This window comes from Streptomyces sp. NPDC014861, from assembly GCF_043081625.1.
Taxonomy (GTDB): domain Bacteria; phylum Actinomycetota; class Actinomycetes; order Streptomycetales; family Streptomycetaceae; genus Streptomyces.
The window spans coordinates 1-21,071 of the sequence record NZ_JBIBWV010000018.1; the positions used below are offsets into that span (position 1 = coordinate 1).

Genomic DNA, 21,071 nt, shown 5'->3' on the forward strand with positions numbered 1-21,071 from the left:
GCCGCCCCCCCCCCGGCGGGGGGCCGGGGGGGCGGGGGCGGGGGGGGGCCCGGGGGCCCCCCCCCCCCCCCCCCGCCCCCCGGGGGGGGGGGGGGGGGTGCCCCCCCCCCCCCGCCGCTGCCGTTCCGGCGTCAGATCCAGGCCCCTGCCGGTTCCTGGCGTCGGACCGGGGATCCCTCCTCGGCCCCCTGCCCGTCAGATCCGGGCCCCCGGGCGTCAGATCCGGGTGACGTCCAGCTCGCCCTCCGCGTACTGCTTGCGGATGACCTTCTTGTCGAACTTGCCGACGCTGGTCTTCGGGACCGCCGGCACGATGGCCCAGCGCTCCGGCAGCTGCCACTTGGCGATGCCGCCCTCGTCGGCGAGGAAGTCCCGCAGGGTCGTGTAGTCGGCCTCGGCGCCTTCCTTGAGCACGACGGTCGCGAGCGGGCGCTCTCCCCACTTCTCGTCCGGGACGGCGACGACGGCGGCCTCGGCGACGGCCGGGTGGGCCATGATCGCGTTCTCCAGCTCGACGCTGGAGATCCACTCGCCGCCGGACTTGATGACGTCCTTGGCCCGGTCGGTGAGGGTGAGGAAGCCGTCGGGGCTGATCACGCCGACGTCGCCGGTCTTCAGCCAGCCGTCCTCGCTGAACTTGTCCTCGGGACGCAGCGGCTCCGCGCCGATGCCGCCGAAGTACGCACCGGCGATCCAGGTGCCGCGGACCTCCAGCTCACCGGCCGACTCGCCGTCCCAGGGCAGGTGCTCGCCGCCGGGGCCGACGAGCCGGCCCTCGACGCCGGCCGGGAAGCGGCCCTGCGTGACGCGGTAGGGCCACTCCTCCTCCGCGGTCAGCCCGGCCGGCGGGTGCGCCATCGTGCCGAGCGGGGAGGTCTCCGTCATGCCCCACGCCTGGCAGAGGCGGACGCCGAGGCGGTCGTACGCCTCCATGAGGGAGGGCGGACAGGCGGCGCCGCCGATGGTGACCTGGCGCATGGAGGAGAGGTCGCGCGGGTTGGCGGTGACCTCGGCGAGCAGGCCCTGCCAGATGGTGGGGACGGCGGCGGCGTGGGTCGGCTTCTCGCGCTCGATCATCTCGGCGAGCGGGGCCGGCTGGAGGAAACGATCCGGCATGAGCATGTTGATGCCGGTCATGAAGGTGGCGTGCGGCAGGCCCCAGGCGTTGACGTGGAACTGCGGGACGACGACCAGCGTCGTGTCGCGGTCGGTGAGACCCATCGACTCGGCCATGTTGACCTGCATGGAGTGCAGGTAGATGGAGCGGTGGGAGTAGACGACGCCCTTCGGGTCGCCGGTGGTGCCGGAGGTGTAGCACATGGCGGCGGCCGCGCGCTCGTCCAGCTCGGGCCAGTCGTACGCGGTCGGACGGCCGGCGATCAGCTCCTCGTACTCGTGGACGCGCGGGGCGGAGCCCTCCAGGAGGGAGCGGTCCCCGGGGCCGGCGACGACGACGTGCTCGACCGTCGGCAGGTGCGGCAGGAGCGGGGCGAGGAGGGGCAGCAGCGAACCGTTGACCAGGACGACCCGGTCGGCGGCGTGCTTGACGATGAAGACCAGCTGCTCGGGGGGAAGCCGCAGGTTGAGGGTGTGCAGGACGGCGCCCATGGACGGCAGGGCGAAGTACGCCTCGACGTGCTCCGCGTTGTTCCACATCAGCGTCGCCACGGGCTCGCACCGCTGGACGCCCAGCTCGTCGCGGAGGGCGTTGGCGAGCTGGGCGGCGCGGTCGCCGACCTCGGCGAAGGTACGGCGCTGCGGCTCCGGCTCCCCGGTCCAGGTCGTGACGGTGGACCCGCCGTGGATCCGTCGGCCGTGCTCGAGGATCCGGCTGATGACGAGCTGTACGTCCTGCATGGTGCTGTACACGGGGCGTCCTCCCGGTGGGCGCTACGTGGCAGTAAGGATGTGCAGATTCTGCGCACGTACCGCGCGGTATGTCACTACCCGGGAGTACCGAAATTGCCAGTGATCACTGGCGGATGTCAACGACAGGCCTGATGAACGCCCTCCGTCGGCCGGCCGACGGGGGTGCGCGGTCGCCTGCGGGCGGCGCTGCGGGCGGCCTGCGGGCGGCCCGCAGGGCGGTGTGGGCTGTGTGGGCTGTGTGGGCGGTGCACGGTCGGCTGCGAGCGGCCACGGGGCACTGCGGGAGGTACTCGGTCGGCTGCGGGCGGCCTGCGGGGCGCTGCGGGAGGTCAGCGGTCGGCTGCGGGAGGTTCTTGGGGCGATGTGGGCGGCCCGCAGGGCACTGCGGGTGGCCAGCGGTCGGCCGACGGGCGGTGCCCGGTCGGCTGCCGGCGGCCTGCGGGGCGCTGCGGGCGGCCCACAGGCACTGCGGGATGTCAGCGGTCGGCTGCCGACGCCCGAGGTCGGCTGCCAGGCCGTCCGTGCTCCGACGGCAGGTCCGCGGTCGGCTGCGGGCCACTCGTGCGGCGCCGTAGGCGGTACGCGGTCGGCTGCGGGCCACTCGTGCGGCGCCGTAGGCGGTACGCGGGCGGCTGCGGGCGTCTCTCAGGCGGCGACGCCCGCGGTGAGCTCCGGGTCCTCCCGCAGGCGGCCCAGCGCGCGCGAGACCGCGCTCTTCACCGTGCCCACGGAGACCCCGAGCACCTCGGCCGTCTGGGCCTCGCTCAGGTCCTCGTAGTACCGCAGGACGACCATCTGCCGCTGCCGCTCCGGGAGCTTCATCACGGCGCGCCACATGGCGTCGTGCAGCACCTGCCGCTCGGCCGGGTCGGGCTCGGGGAGCCCGGCGGGCTCGGGCAGCTCGTCGCAGACGAACTCCTCGACCTTCCGCTTGCGCCACTGCGAGGTGCGGGTGTTCACCAGCGCCCGGCGCACGTACCCGTCGAGGGCCCGGTGGTCCTCGATCCGCTCCCAGGCCACGAAGGTCTTGGTGAGCGCGGTCTGGAGCAGGTCCTCGGCGTCGCTCGGGTTCGCGGTCAGCGAGCGGGCGGTACGCAGCAGCAGCGGCCCCCGTGCCCTCACGAACGAGGAGAACGAGGGGTACGCGAACGGGCGCGGGCCCTGGCCCGGCGAGGTGCGCGGGGCCGTGCGCCGTACGGTCCGGGTGGCGACCGTCGAGGCGCCGGCGCAGACGGGGCCAGTGGGTGGCGGAGTCATGGCTCCACGCTAGGAGCGGAGGGGTACCGGACGGATCGGCCCCAGGTCCCGAACCGGGCTCCCCCTCAGGTCGGAGTCCCCGGGGTGCCCCCACCTCCTCTGGGTGGAGCCGCCGTCACCCCAGGGTCAGGGTCCCCCCGAGGAACCGCGCCCTCCGCATCCCCGTCCGCCCGTCGTCAGCCGGCGGCTGTCGGCAGTCGGCTGTCGTCCGCCCGTCGTCAGCCGTCCGCGCCCAGGACCAGGCCGGAGGTCGGCACCCCCGTACCGGCCGTGACCAGGACCCGGGCCGCGCCGGGTATCTGGTTCACCGAACTGCCCCGCAGCTGCCGCACCGCCTCCGCGATGCCGTTCATCCCGTGGAGGTACGCCTCGCCGAGCTGCCCTCCGTGGGTGTTGAGCGGCAGCGCATCCGCCGCGACGAACTCCCCGCCCTCCCCCGGCCCGCAGAAGCCGAACTCCTCCAGTTGCATCAGCACGAAGGGGGTGAAGTGGTCGTAGAGGATGCCCACGTCGATGTCGGCCGGGCGGAGTCCCGAGGTGCGCCAGAGCTGGCGCGCCACGACGCCCATCTCGGGCAGCCCGGTCAGCCCGTCCCGGTAGAAGCTGGTCATCGCCTCCTGCTTGCGGCCCGCGCCCTGGGCGGCGGCGAGGACGACCGCGGGCGGGTGCCGCAGGTCACGGGCGCGCTCCGGCGTGGTGACGACGATCGCCTGGCCGCCGTCGGTCTCCTGGCAGCAGTCGAGGAGGCGCAGCGGCTCCGCGATCCAGCGGGAGGCCGCGTGGTCGGCGAGGGTGATCGGCTTGCCGTGGAACCAGGCGGCGGGGTTGGTCGCCGCGTACCGGCGGTCGGTGACGGCGACGTGCCCGAAGACCTCCGGGGTGAGCCCGTAGGCGTGCAGGTAGCGCTGGGCGGCCATGGCGACCCAGGAGGCGGGGGTCAGCAGCCCGAAGGGCAGCTGCCAGCCGAGCGCGGCCCCCTCCGCGGACGGTTCCCGCTGCTGCACGCCGGAGCCGAAGCGGCGCCCCGAGCGCTCGTTGAAGGCCCGGTAGCAGACGACGACCTCGGCGACCCCGGCGGCGACGGCCAGCGCGGCCTGCTGGACGGTGGCGCAGGCGGCGCCGCCGCCGTAGTGGACGCGCGAGAAGAAGGTGAGGTCACCGATGCCGGCCGCCTGGGCGACGGTGATCTCGGGGTTGGTGTCCATGGTGAAGGTGACGAGTCCGTCCACGTCCCCGGGGGCGAGTCCGGCGTCGTCGAGGGCGGCGCGCACCGCCTCGACGGCGAGGGACAGTTCGCTGCGGCCGGAGTCCTTGGAGAAGGCGGTCGCGCCGATGCCCGCGACGGCCGCCCGGCCGCCGAGGAGGTCGGGGTGGCGCAGGCTCATCGGGGCACCTCCACGGTGACCGTGCCGGTGACGTGATGACCGAGGCCGTTGGCCCCGGCGATGCGGACGAGGGCGACGACGGTACCGTCGGGTCCGTCGGCCGCCTCGGCGACCTCGCCGGTCAACGTCATCGTGTCGCCGGGGTAGTTGGGCGCACCGAGCCGGATGGCGACCTTGCGGAGCACCGCACCCGGGCCGAAGTGGTCGGTGACGTAACGGCCGACGAGGCCATTGGTGGTGAGGATGTTCATGAAGACGTCCGGGGAGCCCTTGGCGCGGGCGGCCTCGGCGTCGTGATGGACGTCCTGGTAGTCGCGGGAGGCGACGGCCCCGGCGACGACGAGGGTGCGGGTCACCGGGATCTCCAGCGGCGCCAGCACGTCCCCGGCGCGCACACCCCCCTCCTTCGCGGAGTCCGCAGCGGCGGACCCCGGGGCGTCCTCCGCGGCGCCCTCGCGCACGGCCTCCCCGTGCACAGAGTCCCCGTGCACGACGGCCTCACGCCCGGCGTCCCCGTGCACTGCGTCCCCGTGCAGGACGGCCTCGCGCTCGGCGTCCTTCCCCGTCTCCGTCACGACGGGTCCCCCTTCGCGAGCAGGTCGCCGAGCTCGGCGAGCAGTTCGGTCCCGGCGCCCAGGTAGGCGTCGAGCTGCCGGCCCCACAGGAAGTGCCGGTGGACGGGGTGGTCGAGGTCGGCGCCCAGCCCGCCGTGGAGGTGCTGCCCGCTGTGCACCACCCGTTTCCCCGCCTCGGACGCCCACCAGGCGGCGGTCAGCGCCGCCCCGGCGCAGTCGAGTCCCGCGTCGGACCGCCAGGCCGCCTCGTAGACGGTGACCCGGATGGACTCGGTGTCCATATGGGCGTCGGCGGCGCGCAGTTGCACGGCCTGCCGGGTGGCGAGCGGCCGCCCGAACTGCTCCCGTACGGCGGTGTACGCGACGGCCCGGGCCAGCGACCCGGCGCAGACGCCCGCCTGGAGCCCGGCGAAGGCGGTACGGGCGGCGGCGAGCACGTCCTCGTAGGGGCCGGCCTCCCCCGCCCCGTCCCCGAGCCGCTCGGCGGGCGTCCCGTCGAGCACCAGCCGCCCCGCCGACCAGGGCGCGGTCAGCTCGACGGGCTCCACCCGGGCCTCCTCGGTCCGCACCAGCCACAGCGTCCGCCCGGCGTCCGGCACGAGCACGAAGGCGGCGTCCCGCAGCCACGGCACCCAGGCGACGGTCCCGGTCAGCCGCCCCCTCCGCGCCACGCCCCCGCCGGCCGCCGCCCCCTCCCCGTCCCGCGCAGGCGCCCCGGTCGCCGTGACCGCCCCGGCCGCCGGGAAGGCCCCGGTCGCCACGGTCGTCCCGTCGCGCAGTCCCGGCAGCAGGCGGGCACGCTGCTCGTCCGTACCGTGCCGGGCGACGGCGAGGATCCCGTACACCCCGGTCGCGGCGAGCGGCACCTGGGCGGTCACCCGCCCCTGCTCCTCCAGGAGGAGGACGAGCCCGAGCAGCCCGATCTCCTCGACGGCGGCGGGCAGTCCGGCCGCGCTCAGGGCCTTCCACAGCTCGGCGTCCGTGGCACCGCCCGCGGCGGAGAGCCGCTCGTGGGTGGAGAGGTCGCCGAGGATCCTGGCGGCCAGCTCCCGCGCCGCCTCCTGCTCCTCGGTGGGTGTGAAGTCCATGTCAGCGCTCCCCCTCGCCTTCCACGGCGTCCCGGTCGTCCACGGCACGGAAGACGGGCAGCTCCAGCTCCTCGTCGACCCGCAGGAACTCCAGCCGGACCGGCATCCCGATCCGGACCTTGTCGTACGGCACCCCCACGACGTTGCCGACCATCCGGACCCCCTCGGCCAGCTCGATCAGCCCGACCGCGTAGGGCGGGTCGAAGGCGGGGAAGGGCGGATGGTGCATGACCACGTACGAGAAGACCGTGCCGTCGCCGCCTGCCTCGACGGTCTCCCACTCCGGCGCCCCGCAGTCACCGCACCCCGGCAGCCAGGGGAAGCGGAGCGTCCCGCAGGCCGTGCAGCGCTGGATCAGCAGCCGGTGGGCGGCGACGCCCTCCCAGAACCCGGCGTTGTCCCGGTTGATCACCGGGCGCGGCCGCCGGGGGCGCTCCGGGGGCTTCGCCGGGCGCGGGGCGGGGGCGTACTTGAGGATCCGGAAGCGGTGGGTGCCGGCGAGCTCCCCGCCCGCCCGCACGTCCATCCGCGTGGTCACGAAGTGGCCGGTGCCGAGCTTGGTGGTCTTGCGCGGCGAGACCGACTCGACGACGGCGTCGAAGGTGACCTCGTCGCCGGGGCGGAGCGGGCGCAGGTACTCCTGCTCGCAGTCGGTGGCGACCACCGAGGTGTACCCGGCCCCGTCGAGGAGTCCCAGCAGCTCCCCGTACGCCTCCGAGCGGTCCTCGTGCCCGGAGAGGCCGCCCATCGTCCACGCCTGGAGCATCGTCGGCGGCGCCACCGCGTCGGGCCCCCGGTACGCCGGGTGGCTGTCCCCCATGGCCTCGCACCAGTGCCGGATCATCGGCAGGTTCACCGGATCCTTGCCCCGCCCGCCGACGGCCGCCGGCCTCCCCTCGTACGCCTTCAGCCGCTCGTACAGCCCGCCCCGCCCACCGTCCGCCCGCGACGGCCCCGCACCCGCCCCGTCCCGCCCGTCGTCCGCCCGCGCCGGCCCGACACCCACCCCGCCCGGCCCGCCGTCCGCCCGGGCCGGCCCGACACCCGCCCCGTCCCGCCCGCCGTCCGCCCGGCCGGGTCCCTCCTGCGGCCGCCGTTCCTGTCCCGCTCCCCACTCCCCGCTCATCGCCGTCCCCTCCCCCGCATGCCGAGCCGTGCCCGCGCGACGATCTCCCGCTGCACCTCGCTCACCCCTCCCCCGAAGGTGTTGATCTGGGCGGCGCGGTTCATGCGCTCCAGCTCGCCGCCGTCCCGCTCCCCCGGCGATCCCGCTCGCACCGTCCCCGCGTCACCCGTGATCTCCTGACATATTCGATACACCTCCACCGCCGATTCGGTTCCCGCGAACTTCACGCCGCTGGCGTCGCCGGGGGTCAGCCGGCCGGCTCCCACATCCCCCACGAGACGCCAGTTGAGCAGGCGTGTCGCGGCCAGCCGGGCATGTGCCTCGGCCGCCCGGATCCGCACCCACGGCTCGTCAATCCGGCGCCGCCCGGTCACCGGATCGGGTGTACGGGCGCGGTCGAGGGCGGCGGCGAAGAAGTCCTCCGCCTGCATCCCGATCGCGGCGAGCGCGACGCGCTCGTGGTTGAGCTGGTCGGTGATGAGCCCCCAGCCGCCGTTCTCCTCGCCGACCAGGTTTCCGGTGGGGACGCGGATGCCGTCGTAGTAGGTCGCGGTCGTGGTGAGCCCGCCGACGGTCTCGATCGGCGTCCAGGAGAAGCCCGGGGACCCGGTGGGCACGAGGAGGATGGAGATGCCCCGGTGCGGGGGCGCGTCGGGGTCGGTGCGACAGGCCAGCCAGATCCAGTCGGCGTTCTGCGCGTTGGAGGTGAAGACCTTCTGCCCGTCGACCACCCAGGAATCGCCGTCCCGGACCGCCCGGGTGCGGAGCGAGGCCAGGTCCGTCCCCGCCTCGGGCTCGCTGTAGCCGATCGCGAAGACGCATTCCCCCCGCAGGATCCGGGGCAGGAACGCGGCCTTCTGCTCCTCGGTGCCGTGGCGCATGAGGGTGGGGCCGACGGTGTTGAGGGTGACCATCGAGACGGGGGCGCCGGCCCGGTACGCCTCGTCGAAGAAGACGAACTGCTCGTCGGAGCCGCGTCCCTGGCCGCCGTACTCCTTCGGCCAGCCGAGTCCCAGGAGGCCGTCGGCGCCGATCCGCCGCAGGAGCCGGCGCTGCGCGGCGCCGTCGGTCGCCGGTGGCGGCCCGTCGGGCATCGTCTCGCGGAAGTACGCGCGGAGTTCGGCGCGCAGCCGGAGCTGCCGCTCGGTCGGGGCGAGGTGCACGGGACGGCCTCCCGGGGGGACGACGAAGGTTTCTGACTGTCCGTCAGATAACGTCGCCCTGTCAAGGACACGAACGGCGGGCGCGGGCTTCGGAGACCGTCACCGGCAGCGCCGCGCGAACGCCGAAGCGGCCTGCGCGTCGGCACCGAAGTACCGCCGCACAGGCCGCCGTTCACACCGCGGTCACGCCCCCTCGGGCCGGCCCCGTGGGGTCGTCACCACCACGGGTGGAAGTTCACGACGTTGTTCGACTGGGCGATGTGGGTGAAGGCGGAGCCGTTCACGCTCGCCGTGTTGTTCTGGTTGGAGGCACCGGAGCCGGTCGCCACCTGCTGCGTGGTGGTCGAGTTGCCGTTGTTGTTGCCACCCACGCCGCTGCCGATGATCGTGGCGACGCTCGTGTTCGATCCGTCGTCCGCGAAACCGCCGTTGTCGGCCTGCGCCACTCCGCCGAAGAAGGCGGCGGCGAGCGGCAGGGCGGCGACGGCGGCGACGATGCGGGCGGTACGGATGCTTGCCATGTCTGTTCCTCCGGGAACTGAAGCCAGTCTGCTGTGCACGGAATGATCGATCTCTGAAGGAAGGCCGTGAACTCCGGCCCTGACCAGGGAGGTTGGCCTACCGCCCTGATCGTTTTCTGCTCGACGTCGCGACTCCAGAGTTGCCCACCGAATCCCCGGCGAACCACCCCGGAGCGGCTGATTCCCCCGCAAGCGTGAGGACAAGCCGATAAACCCTTCGTAGCCGAGAAACCCCCAGCTCACCGCGGCCGGAGCCGCCGCCGTGCCCCCGGATCCGTTGCACCGCACGAGAGGAAGCGTTCCGGCAGAACCCCCGACAAACCGGACCGGGAAGCGACACCGGCCTTCACTCCGCCTCGAACAGAAAATGAAAAAGGGAAAAGAACTTCGAACCTTGATCGCCGCTCGACCGCCCTCGGTCCCGACCGTCCCTCGGCGGCGGTCCGCTATCCCTCGGCGACCGCGGCCTCGAAGGCGGCGTGGGCGACCGCGTCGAAGAGCACGAACCGCACCTCCTCGACCCCCGTCCCCGCCGCCGCGGCCTGCCGGACCGCCTCGACGGCGACCCGCGCGCCGTCGTCGATCGGCCAGCCGTAGATGCCCGTGGAGATGGCGGGGAAGGCGACCGTGCGGTCCCCGAGCGCGTCGGCCGCCTTCAGGGACTCCCGATAGCAGGAGGCCAGCAGCTCGGAGCGGTCCTCTTCCGCCGACCAGACCGGCCCCACCGTGTGGATGACGTGCCGCGCGGGCAGCCGTCCCGCCGTCGTCGCGACCGCGCGCCCGGTCGGCAGCCCCTTGCCGTAGTGCGAGCGGCGGAGGTCCTGGCAGGCGGCGAGGATCTCCGGCCCGCCCTTCCGGTGGATGGCGCCGTCGACCCCGCCGCCCCCGAGCAGGGAGAAGTTCGCCGCGTTGACCACCGCGTCCACCGCCTCCGCGGTGATGTCCCCCCGGACGAGCACGATCCTCACCACGCCGCTCTCCTCCCGCTCACCACTGCCGCGGCCGTCCTCGGCGGCCACGACCACCTGGTACGCATCCTCGTAGAGGATGCGTCCCGGATCCGCGGACTCCAGACGCCGGCATTCGATCCCATGGGCGGCGAGCAGCTCCAGATAGCCGTCCACGCGCGCGATGAGCTCGTGGGCGGACGCCTTGAACCAGGCCACCGCTCCGGGGTGCAGAGCCGGGTCGTACACGGAGGGGTCGACGTGGGTGGGGTTCGGGTAGTGGGCGTCGTACCAGTCGTTGCCGGCCCGCCAGAAGCGGTACTGCTCCTCGCTCAACCTGCCCTGTGTCGCGAGTTCGTTGGCCAGGACGAAGACCCCGGGAAAGTGCCCCCGCGCATGCCTGACGACTCCCTGGAACCTGACGAACCCCGCTCGCTCCCCGGCCACGCGCCCTCCCGCACTCTCGCCTCCGGACACCGCCTCCGGCATCCCCTCGACGAACGAGAGCCCCCGCCCGGCCTCGCCGGGCGGGGGCTCTCGCCTCCTGCGGTGGGTGTGGGATTTGAACCCACGGAGACATCGCTGCCTCGACGGTTTTCAAGACCGTTCCCTTAGGCCGCTCGGGCAACCCACCCTCGCTCCCGTCCGCTTGGGCGGAGCGGGCTACAGCGTACCGGGTGGGGAGAGGGGGCGGTGCCGGGGAAGCCCCGGCACCGCCCCCTCCGGTGCCTCACGTGCCCACGCGCGCGTGGGTCAGCTGTCGCCGGTGCGCTCGCCGAGGACGACCGTCGTGGTCGCCGACTTGCCGTCGCGCTCGTAGGTGATCTTGACCGAGTCGCCCGGCTTGTGGGTCCAGATCTCGCTGATCAGGGACGGGCCGCTGTCGATCGGGTGGTCGTCGAAGCCCGTGATCACATCGCCGGCCCGCAGGCCCGCCTTGGCCGCGGGGCCGTTCGGCGTCACCGACTCGGTGCCGCCGGCGCCCTGCTCGGCGATCGTGGCGCCCTCGCCCTTGTCGTTCATGTTCACGGTCGCGCCGATCACCGGGTAGACCGGCTTGCCGGTCTTGATCAGCTGCTCGGCCACCGTCTTGGCCTGGTTGACCGGGATCGCGAAGCCCAGGCCGATCGAGCCCGCCTGCGTCTGGCCGAAGCCGCCGCCGGTGGACTGGATGGCGGAGTTGATGCCGATCACCGCGCCGCTCGCGTCGAGGAGCGGACCGCCCGAGTTGCCCGGGTTGATCGACGCGTCCGTCTGGAGCGCGCTCATGTACGAGTTGCTGCCGCCGCCGTCGCCCGAGGCCACCGGGCGGTTCTTGGCGCTGATGATGCCGGTCGTCACCGTGTTGGAGAGGCCGAAGGGCGCGCCGATCGCGATCGTCGAGTCGCCGACCGCCACCTTGTCCGAGTCCCCGAGAGGCAGCGGCTTCAGCCCCTTCGGGGCCTCCTTCAGCTTGAGCACCGCCACGTCGTACCCCTCGGCCCGGCCGACGACCTCCGCGTCGTACGTCCTGCCGTCCGAGAAGGTCACGGAGAGGGTGCCGCTCTCCGCCGCCGACGCCACCACGTGGTTGTTGGTGACGATGTGGCCCTCCTGGTCGTAGACGAAGCCGGTGCCGGTGCCGCCGTCGCCCTGCGCGTCGCCGGACTTCGCCTGGATGGTGACCACGCTCGGCAGCGCCTTCGCCGCGACCGCCGCGACCGTGCCCGGCTCTCTCTTGAAGGAGGCCGGGGCCTCGCCCGAGGAGACCGTCGTCGACCCCCGGCCGTCGTCCTCTCGCTGGGCGGCCCAGTAGCCGATACCCCCGCCGATCCCGCCGGCGACGAGCGCCGCCACCAGGACCGCGGCGACGAGACCGCCCGAGCGCTTGCGCGGGCCGCCCGGCTCCGCGGGCAGCGGCGGCACGGGCTCGCCCCAGGCCGGTACGGCGGGCGGGGCCGGCGGCCAGGCACCGCCTCCCGCGGCCGCCACCGCGGGCTCGGGCACCGGGGCGGGGGCCGGTGCGGGAGTCGGGGGAACGGGCGGGACCGTCGGCTGCACCCGGGTCGGCGCGTCCGCCGCGGGCGGCCCGGCCGGCTGCGGGGGGTGCTGCGGTCGGGGGGCCTGCTGGGACGCCTGCTGCGGGGCCTGCTCGACCGGCGGTGCGGTCGGCGGGCCGGCGGGGGCGGGAGGCGTGGCGGGGGCGGACGGGGCAGTCGGGTCCGCCGGAACCTCGGTGCCCTCGTTCTCGGTGCTCACAGCTCGCTCTCCTCGTTACACGGCGCGGGGACGGTGACAGTCGCTCCAGGGTGCTGGGACCAGCTTTTCCCACGTGACGTCAGGCCACGGTAAGGCGGAGCTGTGCATCCGCACCCCTTTCTTTATAACCGGACAGAACGGACAGGTTCCGCGTGCCCGGGCCGCCCCGCCAATGGCACCATGACGCGGTGACCCACGCACGGCAGCAACCACACCCCGGCCCCGTCCAGGTCGTCGCCCACCGAGGGGCTTCGGAGGACGCGCCGGAACACACCCTGGCCGCGTACGTGAAGGCCATCGAGGACGGCGCCGACGCCCTGGAATGCGACGTACGGCTCACGGCCGACGGCCACCTCGTCTGCGTCCACGACCGCCGGGTCGACCGTACGTCGAACGGCCGAGGCGCCGTCTCGACGCTCGAACTCGCCGACCTCGCCGCCCTGGACTTCGGCGCCTGGAAGGCGTTCAAGGAAGACCAGGAGGCCGACGCCACGGGCGAGAGCCCCGACTGGGGCGACCCCGAGTACACCTCGGTCCTCACCCTGGAGCGGCTCCTGGAGCTCGTCTCCGACGCCGGGCGGCGGGTCGAGCTCGCCATCGAGACCAAGCACCCCACCCGCTGGGCCGGCCAGGTCGAGGACCGGCTCCTCGCGCTCCTGAAGCGTTTCGGCCTGCACGCGCCCGTGGCGCCCGACGAGTCCCCGGTACGGGTCATGAGCTTCTCGGCCCGCTCCCTCCAGCGGATCTCCGCCACCGCGCCGACCCTCCCCACCGTCTCCCTCACCCAGTTCGTCACCCCCCGCCTGCGCGACGGACGCCTGCCCGCGGGCGCGCGCGTGGCGGGGCCGTCCATCCGGATCGTCCGCCACCACCCGGCCGTCATCCTGCGCCTGCAGAAGGCCGGCCATCAGGTCCACGTCTGGACCGTGGACGACCCGGAGGACGTCGAACTCTGCCTGCGGCTCGGGGTGGACGCGATCATCACCAACCGCCCCAAGCAGGTCCTCGCACACCTCGGGCGCGCCTGAGTCACGGTTCCGGCGGAACGGCGGGAACCGCTCCGGGGGTGTGCTCCGGCGCGTTCGGCGCGTACGCGATCGTCACTTGTGCTCCACCCCACCCGGAACAGGCGGTTTCCGGTCGCGGTCCCCGGGGCATCCACACGGTGGCGTGGGGCGAAGGAGGTCTCGGGGGTGGCGTTGGTGGTGGCACAGAAGGTGCCCACGTCGTCGAGCATGGCCGTACCCCATGGCCCTGCGGGCGTGGGGGAAGCGCGACACCGGATGCGGGACGAGTTGTACCGCGGCGGGGTGTCGGAATCGGTCGTCGACGACGCGGTCCTGATCCTGTCCGAACTGCTCAGCAACGCCTGCCGGCACGGCAGGCCGCTGGGCCGGGGCGACCGGGGAGAGGGCGACGTGCTGGCGGCCTGGCGGCTGGATCCGTCGGGCGGGCTGACGGTCGAGGTGACGGACGGAGGCGGTCCCACGAGACCGATCCCGTCGACCCCCTCGGTCACGGCACGCGGCGGACGCGGGCTCAACATCATCGGCGCCCTGGCCCAGGACTGGGGCGTGCGCGACAGCGCGACGGGCGAGGTCACGGTCTGGGTGGTCGTCACCGAGGGCCACCGCCGCGAGGACTTCGCGGCCCGGGTCGGCGCCGGCGGCTCCGGCTTCGACCTCCTCGACGCGTACGACGACCTGGACTGACGGACGCCTCCGGCACCCGCCGCCCACCCGGGCTCCGCGTCACGGAGCCCGTACCGGCCGGGGCGGAGGCGGAGAAGTCCGTGCCGCCGTCCCGGGACGGATCGGAGGAGTCCGTACGCGACCGGGCCGGCGGCGCGAGCACCCGCACCCGAACGGGGACCCGACCAAGGCCGCTACCCGACCGGGGCTGCCGTACGCGGAGCCCGCACCCGGCCGGAGTCGACGCGGGGGAACGCGTACTCGCCCGGAGTCGAAGGGGGAGGAACGCATACCCGGCCGGAGTCGACGCGGAGGAGTCCTCTCTTCCCCGCGACGGCCGGGACCGGACGGGTGCCGGGCCGGGGTCGGGGGGTCGTGGCACAACTGAGCGTTCGGGGGCGTCCGGGCGGCTAGGCTCGCGCCCGACACAGCACCGCGATCGGGAGAAAGCCACACCATGGCCAAGAAGCGCCCCCAGACGAAGGCCGGCAAGAGCGGCCAGGCACAGGTCACGAGCGGGGAGATCCCGGTCGTCGGCGCGCGCGAGCCGTGCCCGTGCGGTTCGGGCCGCCGCTACAAGGCGTGCCACGGCCGGGCCGCCGCGCACGCCGTGACCGAGCACGTCCAGCGCCCCTTCGAGGGCCTGCCCGGCGAGTGCGATCTGGTCGCGCTGCGCGAGCTGGTGCCCGCCGCCACCGTCCCGCTCACCCTCAAGGGCGGCCTGCCCGAGGGCGTGCCGTCGGTGACGCTCGCGACGGTCCTGCCGATGGCCTGGCCCGCGCTCCGCCGCGACGACGGCTCCGTCCTGCTCGCCCTGCAGAACGACGGCACCTCCGGCGACCTGGCCCGCGACCTCGCCGACACGCTCCAGCGCGCGCTGGAGACCGAGCCCGGCAACCCCGTGCCGCCGCGCCGCGTCGAGCCCGAGGGTCCGCGCCTCCAGGACCTGCTCGACACGGACGCCCCCTTCACGCCCGAGGTCCACACCGGCTTCGAGTTCTGGATCCCGCAGTCGGCGGACGGCGCCGACCCCGAGGTCGCCGCCTCCCTGGAGCGGGCCAACGCCGCCGCGATCCCCACCGTGAAGCTGGCGTCGGTCGACGCCGCCTACTGGTGCGAGACCCCGGACAAGAACCACCTGCGCTGGGTCATGCCGCACCCGGAGGAGAAGCTCCTCGACGCGCTCGCCCGCCTCCAGGCCGCCGGCACCACCTCGCTGGGCGCGGACACCCGCCTCGTCGGCTCCTTCCGCGCCCACGGTCTGATGGTGCCGGTGTGGGACCTGCCGTCGGCGATGACCGCCGAGGAGTGCGAGAAGCCGGCCGCCGAGTTCGCCGAGCGGCTGACCGAGGCGCTGGCCGTGGACACCCCGCTGACCGCCGAGGAGCGCCGGGCGCGCGGCGGCCTCACGAACCGTCAGGTCACTCTCAGCTGATACCCCAGGTGGTATCGGTGACTGACAGACCGACCAGTCGGTGACTTCCGCCACAGCGGAACCTACGGAGCGGTAAATCCCTGTCCGAATAACCGAGATCGAATTTGCGAACAGCAGATCTCTTGTTACCGTTCTGGAAGCCCGGTCGCTGGTGCATCCCCCGTCGCCAGCGATCGGGCGTTTCCATGCCCGCCCCGCCCTCGCGCCGGGGCGATCTCTCAACTCGCTTGCTCGTCGGCCGTGTTGCTTCCGGACCGCAGCAGCAGCGGCGCGGAGCCGCCCTCACCCGCCATCGCGAATTCCGCCACCGCCGTATGCGAACGGGCGGCTCCCGCACCCGGTTCCCTCGGGGTCTCGCACGTGTCGGGCTCGTCCCTCGCGGGCACCACACAACGCACCTGGACCGTCCGTCCGCCGGGTGCCATGAGGGTCAGAATCGCGTCGATCTCGCGGCCGGTGGCATTGCGGTAGTACGTGCGCGCCCAGACGTCCGGTCCCTCGGACAGGACACAGGTCTGCGCCTCGACACCCTTGGGCGAGGCGAGTTCGGGGCCGCAGCGGCTGACCCGCTCGGGCGCCCCGCCGGCCCCGGCGGCACGGCCCCCCGGCGGGGCGGTACGGCTCCCGGCTTCGGTGCCCGGCGCGGGCGTCGCGGAGAGCCCGTCGCCCTCGGACGTACGCGAGCCACCGGACGTACGCGAGCCGACGGACGTACGCGAGCCCTCGGACGTACCGGAGCCCTCGGACGCGAGGGATCCCTCGGCCGTGCCGGACTCCCCGGAACCGGTGCGAGAGCCCCCGGCCGTACGGGGTACCCCCGCCGCGCCGGGCTCCCCGGCCGTACGAGCTCCCTCGGCCGTACCGGGCTCGCCGCCGAGGCCGAGGCCGCCGAGCAGGCCTCCGGCGGGTGCACCGGCCTCCGGGCCGCCCGGCTTCGCGTCCGCGGGGGCCGCCGGCGGTGTGCCCGTGCCGTCCGACTGGCCGGCCTTCGCGGCGAGAGGGACCAGCACGGCGATCGCGACGGCGGTGCCGAGGCCGGCCATGCGGAGGTGCGCCGGGCTCAGCCGACTCATGCGACCCACCTGCTCTGTTCGGGGAACGCCCCGGGACGGGAACGATCACGGACGGTGGGGCGAACCTACCGGCGCCGGGCGGGCACCCGGCGGGCCGCGCGCCCGATTCCCGTACGCGTCGGCCCAGGACACACCCGTTCGGGTGAACGAGGGCGGCCTCCGAAGTCACCCGCCACGCGCGCGTGGCGGCACGGCGGCCGTACGACCCGCCCTCCCCCTGCCCGGGCCCCGCTCAGTAGGCGAGCCGGCTCCCGCCGCCCGGGGTCGCCGTGCTCGCCTCGACGAGGGCGTCCACGACGGCCTCGACGTCCGGCAGCCACGGGCGCGCGGAGCCGGCGAGCGGAGCCCGCTCCCAGCGGACCTGCCCGGCACCCGCCGTGGACGGCGGCAGCAACAGATAGCCGCCCTCTCCATGGAAGCGCAGCGAGCTGGGCACGCTGTCCTTCGCGTACAGCAGTTCACCGAGCCGTTCGAGGTCGTACGGGGCGACCAGGATCGACCAGCGGGTCGGCGTCGCCACCACCGGGCCGAGCCGCATACCCATCCCGTCGAGGGCGAGCAGGGCGCGCGCGCCCGCGAGGGCCGGGAGGCTCACCGCGCAGGGCGCGCGGCCACCGGTGGCCAGCACGATCGGGGCGTCCGGGCGCCGGGTCCACCACCAGCGGATCATCCGCTCGTCGGTGGTGGCGGCGAGCAGGCCGGGGTCGAAGGGGTGGGCGCCGGGGACCGCGCAGCCGGGGTCGGGGCAGGCGCACACCGGACCGTCGCCGCCGGTCCGGGGCGCGGCCCCGGGCCGATCGGCCCCGTCGGTCCTCCCGGCGATCCCACCGCCGCCGCTGCCGCCGGACCGCCCCGCTCTCCAGCTGCCGGGCATCGCCGTCAGGCGGCCCCGGCCGGAGGCCTTCGTCGTACGGGCGGGCTCCTGGAGTCCCACTCCCGGCAGGACGGGCCAGTCCCACTGGACCGCGAAGGTGACCGCCGCGTCCTGTCGTGCGGCCCTCGCCTTGCGCCGGAACCGGAACCTGCGTCGCCTTCCGAGGATCTCGCGCATGAGCGCTCGTTCCTTTCCGTTGAACGCCGAATCCACATCACACCATGTGCAGATCTCTTCACCGTGCGTATCAGCGCGTACAGCGTCGGCGGTGCGTCGCCCCGCTCAGGGGCGGGGCCGGCCGGAACGGGGCCGGGTCACAGTCAGGTCGAAACCGGTTCAGAACACGATCCCCGCCACGCGGGGACGGGCCGCGGCCTGCGGCACGTACGACGCCGGGGTTCCGCTTCTCGATCCCGGGGCACTGTCAACTGCCCCTGCCTGTCATCGATTACGTACCCCACACGCTCAGAATGACGCGCTTTCAAACGACGCCAGTCGACCGCGAAAGGTGCACACAGGGGGTAATTTTCAGCCAACTTCCGGTCCACTTCAACCCCTGCGCACGACCTCCCGGAACACCACCCGGACACCAGAAGTCCCACGGGGACAATGCTGGACATCGCTCCTCGGGTGCGTGTACATGTGGAGACATCGAGCGGCGCAATATGACATGGGGGTTTGCGATGCCATGGCGTCAAACGCACCGGTCGGAAAGCCGACCGAGATGAGCTCCCCACATCTGCCGAGGCACGTCCCGAAAGTGGCCGGAATCGATTCCACGGTTCCCGCCCCACCGCACACTAAGGCGCCCCTCGCGGGCGTCCCCGCCGCCGCGGCACCCGCCGACGCGGCACCCGCGCCCGGCGCCCTGATCACGGACCGCCTCGCCGGCTGGGTCTCCGACCTCACCACGCTCCACGAACTCACCGAGCGGCTCATCAAGACCGCCACCCTCGACGACGCCCTCCACGAATTCCTCGGCGCCGGAGCCGCCCTCGTGGGCGCCCGCCGCGGCATGGCCGTCCTCGAACCGGCCGACGGCCTCGGCCCCACCGCCACCATCGGCCTCGGCCTCGCCCACGCCGACCTCGGCACCATCGAGACCGTCCCTCGCGGCGCCACCAGCTACGGCCGCCTCCTCGACGGGCTCCCCGACCCGTCCGACCCGAGCCGCGTCCCCGAGCCCATCGCCATCCACGACGTGCGCACCGAGGAGGGCCTCGACCCCCGCCACCGCGAGGTCGCCGCCCGGCTCGGCTACGCGGCCAGTTACGCCCTCCCCCTCGCCACCGAGGAGGCCGGCCGGATCGGCGCCGGCGTCTGGCTCTACGACGAGCCGGCCGCCCCCTCCGACCGCCGGCGCCACCTCGTCGGCCTGTACGGCCGCTTCGCCACCGAGCACCTCGCCCGCCTCCTCCAGGTCGAGCGCGCCCGCGTCCAGGTCTCCACCGTCGCCGAGGAGCTGCTCCCGAGCCGGCTCCCCCGCGTCCCCGGGGTCCGGCTCGCCGCCCGCCACCGCAGCGGCCCGCGCGGCGGCGGCGACTGGTACGACGCGCTGCCGCTGCCCGAGGGCGCCCTCGGGCTCGCCGTCGGCTCCGTCTCCGGCACCGGTCCGAGCGCGCTGGCCGCGATGGGCCGACTGCGGGCCTCGCTGCGGGCGTACGCGGTGATGGAGGGCGAGGACCCGGTCGCCGTCCTCTCCGACCTGGAGCTGCTGCTCCGGATCACCGAACCGGCCCGCTCGGCCACCGCCCTCTTCGCCTACGCCGAGCCCGCCCGCCGCCGACTCGTCCTCGCGGGCGCCGGGCACGCGCCGCCGCTGCTCGTCGGCGAGCGCCGCACCGAATTCGTGGAGACCTCGCTCTCCGCCCCGCTCGGGATGCTCTCCTGCTGGGAGGCGCCCAGCGTGGAGCTGGCGCCCGCCCCCGGAGAAACGGTGCTGCTCTACACGGACGGGCTGCTGCGGCGTACCGGCGACGCCATGGACCGGGCCTTCGCCCGGCTCCACGCGGCCGCCGCGAGCGTGCCCCGCGCGGACCGGGACGACCCGGGAGCCGTCGCCGACCACGTGCTGCGGACCGTCCTCCCGGACGGGATCGACCCGGCGGTGGAGGGCGAGGACGTGGTGCTGCTCGCCGCCCGCTTCGACTGATCCCGGCCGTGACCGCGCGGTAACGGGTCTTCCGGCCCTGGGCCCCCTTCCGTACGACCGTACGATGGAGGGGGTTCAGTGTCGTACCAAGAGGAGGCAGACCCGTGGCCGATGAGCTCACTCCGGAGACCCCGGACGAGGCCGAAGAGCCGATCAAGCAGCGGAAGAACGGCCTGTACCCGGGCGTATCCGACGAGCTCGCCGAGAACATGAAGTCCGGCTGGGCCGACACGGAGCTGACCGGGCTCGCGCCGATCCCGCAGGCGGCCGAGACCGCCGCGCGCCGGGCGGCGCTCTCCGCCCGCTTCCCGGGCGAGCGCCTGGTGATCCCGGCCGGCAACCTGAAGACCCGGTCGAACGACACCGAGTACAGCTTCCGCGCCGCCACCGAGTACGCGTACCTCACCGGCGACCAGACCCACGACGGCGTCCTGGTCCTGGAGCCGACCGGGACCGGTCACGAGGCCACGATCTACCTGCTGCCGCGCTCCGACCGCGAGAACGGCGAGTTCTGGCTCGACGGCATGGGCGAGCTGTGGGTCGGCCGCCGCCACTCCCTCACCGAGGCGGAGCAGCTGCTCGGCATCCCGGCGAAGGACGTGCGCGAGCTCACCGGCGCCCTCAAGGAGGCCACCGGCCCGGTCCGCGCCGTGCGCGGCCACGACGCCGGCATCGAGGCCGCCCTCACCGACAAGGTGACCGCCGAGCGCGACGAGGAGCTGCGGGTCTTCCTCTCCGAGGCCCGCCTGGTCAAGGACGCCTTCGAGGTCGCCGAGCTGGAGAAGGCCTGCGCCTCCACCGCCCGCGGCTTCGAGGACGTCGTGAAGGTCCTCGACAAGGCCGAGGCCACCAGCGAGCGCTACATCGAGGGCACCTTCTTCCTCCGCGCCCGCGTCGAGGGCAACGACGTCGGCTACGGCTCCATCTGCGCCGCCGGCCCGCACGCCTGCACCCTCCACTGGGTCCGCAACGACGGCGCGGTCCGCTCCGGCGACCTGCTCCTCCTCGACGCCGGCGTCGAGACCACGGAGCTGTACACCGCCGACGTCACCCGCACCCTGCCGATCAACGGCCGGTACACGGAGATCCAGCGCAAGATCTACGACGCCGTGTACGAGGCGCAGGAGGCGGGCATCGCCGCGGTGAAGCCCGGCGCCGCCTACCGCGACTTCCACGACGCCGCCCAGCGCGTGCTCGCCGAGAAGCTCGTGGAGTGGGGCCTCGTCGAGGGGCCGGTCGAGCGCGTCCTGGAGCTGGGCCTCCAGCGCCGCTGGACCCTGCACGGCACCGGCCACATGCTCGGCATGGACGTCCACGACTGCGCCGCCGCGCGCACCGAGGCGTACGTCGACACCACGCTGGAGCCGGGCATGTGCCTGACCGTCGAGCCGGGGCTCTACTTCCAGGCCGACGACCTGACCGTGCCGGAGGAGTACCGGGGCATCGGCGTCCGGATCGAGGACGACATCCTGGTCACCGAGGACGGCAACCGGAACCTCTCGGACCAGCTGCCGCGCCGCTCGGACGAGGTCGAGGCGTGGATGGCGGCCCTGAAGGGCTGACCCTCCGCCGCGCGAACGAGGCCCCTGCCGGAATCCGGCGGGGGCCTTCGCCGTGCCTCGAACGCCGATCGGTCCCCGAGGCCAGGCGATCAGCCGTGCCCCGGACCACCGGTCC

17 protein-coding genes and 1 tRNA gene are annotated in these 21,071 nt (G+C 74.1%); 5 read left to right on the forward strand and 13 right to left on the reverse strand.

The annotated features are described in order from the left end of the window. Positions 1-216: 216 nt before the first annotated feature. From ACF1BN_RS27685 to ACF1BN_RS27735, 11 genes are all read right to left on the reverse strand, one after another. Positions 217-1,869, reverse strand: a complete 1,653-nt coding sequence (locus ACF1BN_RS27685; protein WP_392334318.1) for a long-chain fatty acid--CoA ligase — start codon at positions 1,867-1,869, stop codon at positions 217-219. A gap of 645 nt (positions 1,870-2,514) precedes the next feature. Continuing rightward, complete coding sequence (locus tag ACF1BN_RS27690; protein ID WP_360316389.1) at positions 2,515-3,126, reverse strand: SigE family RNA polymerase sigma factor; 612 nt, start codon at positions 3,124-3,126, stop codon at positions 2,515-2,517. A gap of 218 nt (positions 3,127-3,344) precedes the next feature. After that, a complete protein-coding gene (locus tag ACF1BN_RS27695; RefSeq protein WP_392334319.1) occupies positions 3,345-4,511 on the reverse strand; it encodes a lipid-transfer protein in 1,167 nt (388 codons plus the stop codon). After that, on the reverse strand, positions 4,508-4,906 hold the full coding sequence (locus ACF1BN_RS27700; protein WP_392334420.1) for a MaoC family dehydratase: 399 nt from the start codon (positions 4,904-4,906) through the stop codon (positions 4,508-4,510). The genes ACF1BN_RS27695 and ACF1BN_RS27700 overlap by 4 nt, the downstream gene beginning before the upstream one ends. Positions 4,907-5,082: 176 nt before the next feature. Next, the gene (locus ACF1BN_RS27705) at positions 5,083-6,174 is read right to left on the reverse strand and encodes an acyl-CoA dehydrogenase family protein (RefSeq protein ID WP_392334320.1); all 1,092 of its coding nucleotides are present in this window, start codon (positions 6,172-6,174) and stop codon (positions 5,083-5,085) included. Between the two features lies 1 nt (position 6,175). Next, entirely contained in the window at positions 6,176-7,300 is a 1,125-nt protein-coding gene (locus ACF1BN_RS27710) for a bifunctional MaoC family dehydratase N-terminal/OB-fold nucleic acid binding domain-containing protein (protein WP_392334321.1), read from the reverse strand. Further along, a complete protein-coding gene (locus ACF1BN_RS27715) occupies positions 7,297-8,463 on the reverse strand; it encodes an acyl-CoA dehydrogenase family protein (protein ID WP_392334322.1) in 1,167 nt (388 codons plus the stop codon). Before ACF1BN_RS27715 ends, ACF1BN_RS27710 begins: the two co-directional genes overlap by 4 nt. A 215-nt stretch (positions 8,464-8,678) precedes the next feature. After that, positions 8,679-8,984, reverse strand: coding sequence for a hypothetical protein (locus ACF1BN_RS27720; RefSeq protein WP_392334323.1), 306 nt, complete (start codon positions 8,982-8,984; stop codon positions 8,679-8,681). A 446-nt stretch (positions 8,985-9,430) separates the two neighbouring features. Next, positions 9,431-9,955, reverse strand: coding sequence for an O-acetyl-ADP-ribose deacetylase (locus tag ACF1BN_RS27725; protein ID WP_392334421.1), 525 nt, complete (start codon positions 9,953-9,955; stop codon positions 9,431-9,433). 523 nt (positions 9,956-10,478) lie between these two features. Further along, positions 10,479-10,565: transfer RNA gene (locus ACF1BN_RS27730), tRNA-Ser, on the reverse strand. 119 nt (positions 10,566-10,684) lie between these two features. Next, the gene (locus ACF1BN_RS27735) at positions 10,685-12,169 is read right to left on the reverse strand and encodes a S1C family serine protease (RefSeq protein WP_392334324.1); all 1,485 of its coding nucleotides are present in this window, start codon (positions 12,167-12,169) and stop codon (positions 10,685-10,687) included. Positions 12,170-12,357: 188 nt separating this feature from the next. On the opposite strand from ACF1BN_RS27735, the gene ACF1BN_RS27740 reads away from it, so the two are divergent. The 3 genes from ACF1BN_RS27740 (at position 12,358) to ACF1BN_RS27750 (ending at position 15,295) form a co-directional block, all read left to right on the forward strand. Further along, positions 12,358-13,197: a glycerophosphodiester phosphodiesterase gene (locus ACF1BN_RS27740; RefSeq protein WP_392334325.1), complete on the forward strand. Its 840-nt coding sequence runs from the start codon at positions 12,358-12,360 to the stop codon at positions 13,195-13,197. Between the two features lie 78 nt (positions 13,198-13,275). Then, positions 13,276-13,881, forward strand: a complete 606-nt coding sequence (locus ACF1BN_RS27745; protein WP_376597905.1) for an ATP-binding protein — start codon at positions 13,276-13,278, stop codon at positions 13,879-13,881. Positions 13,882-14,317: 436 nt separating this feature from the next. Then, the gene (locus ACF1BN_RS27750; RefSeq protein ID WP_392334326.1) at positions 14,318-15,295 is read left to right on the forward strand and encodes a DUF5926 family protein; all 978 of its coding nucleotides are present in this window, start codon (positions 14,318-14,320) and stop codon (positions 15,293-15,295) included. 218 nt (positions 15,296-15,513) lie between these two features. Here the strand turns inward: ACF1BN_RS27750 and ACF1BN_RS27755 are convergent, their stop codons facing one another. Together ACF1BN_RS27755 and ACF1BN_RS27760 are read right to left on the reverse strand one after the other, a co-directional pair. Beyond that, positions 15,514-16,368, reverse strand: a complete 855-nt coding sequence (locus tag ACF1BN_RS27755; RefSeq protein WP_392334327.1) for a hypothetical protein — start codon at positions 16,366-16,368, stop codon at positions 15,514-15,516. Between the two features lie 232 nt (positions 16,369-16,600). Then, positions 16,601-17,419 carry a bifunctional DNA primase/polymerase gene (locus ACF1BN_RS27760; RefSeq protein WP_392334328.1) on the reverse strand — a complete coding sequence of 273 codons (819 nt, stop codon included), beginning with the start codon at positions 17,417-17,419 and terminating at the stop codon, positions 16,601-16,603. 493 nt (positions 17,420-17,912) lie between these two features. Between ACF1BN_RS27760 and ACF1BN_RS27765 the strand changes: the two genes are divergently transcribed. Both ACF1BN_RS27765 and ACF1BN_RS27770 read left to right on the forward strand, forming a co-directional pair. After that, on the forward strand, positions 17,913-19,394 hold the full coding sequence (locus ACF1BN_RS27765; protein ID WP_392334329.1) for a PP2C family protein-serine/threonine phosphatase: 1,482 nt from the start codon (positions 17,913-17,915) through the stop codon (positions 19,392-19,394). Positions 19,395-19,498: 104 nt separating this feature from the next. Continuing rightward, positions 19,499-20,956 (forward strand): aminopeptidase P family protein, encoded by a 1,458-nt coding sequence (locus tag ACF1BN_RS27770; RefSeq protein ID WP_392334330.1) that lies wholly within the window; start codon positions 19,499-19,501, stop codon positions 20,954-20,956. Positions 20,957-21,071 lie beyond the last annotated feature (115 nt).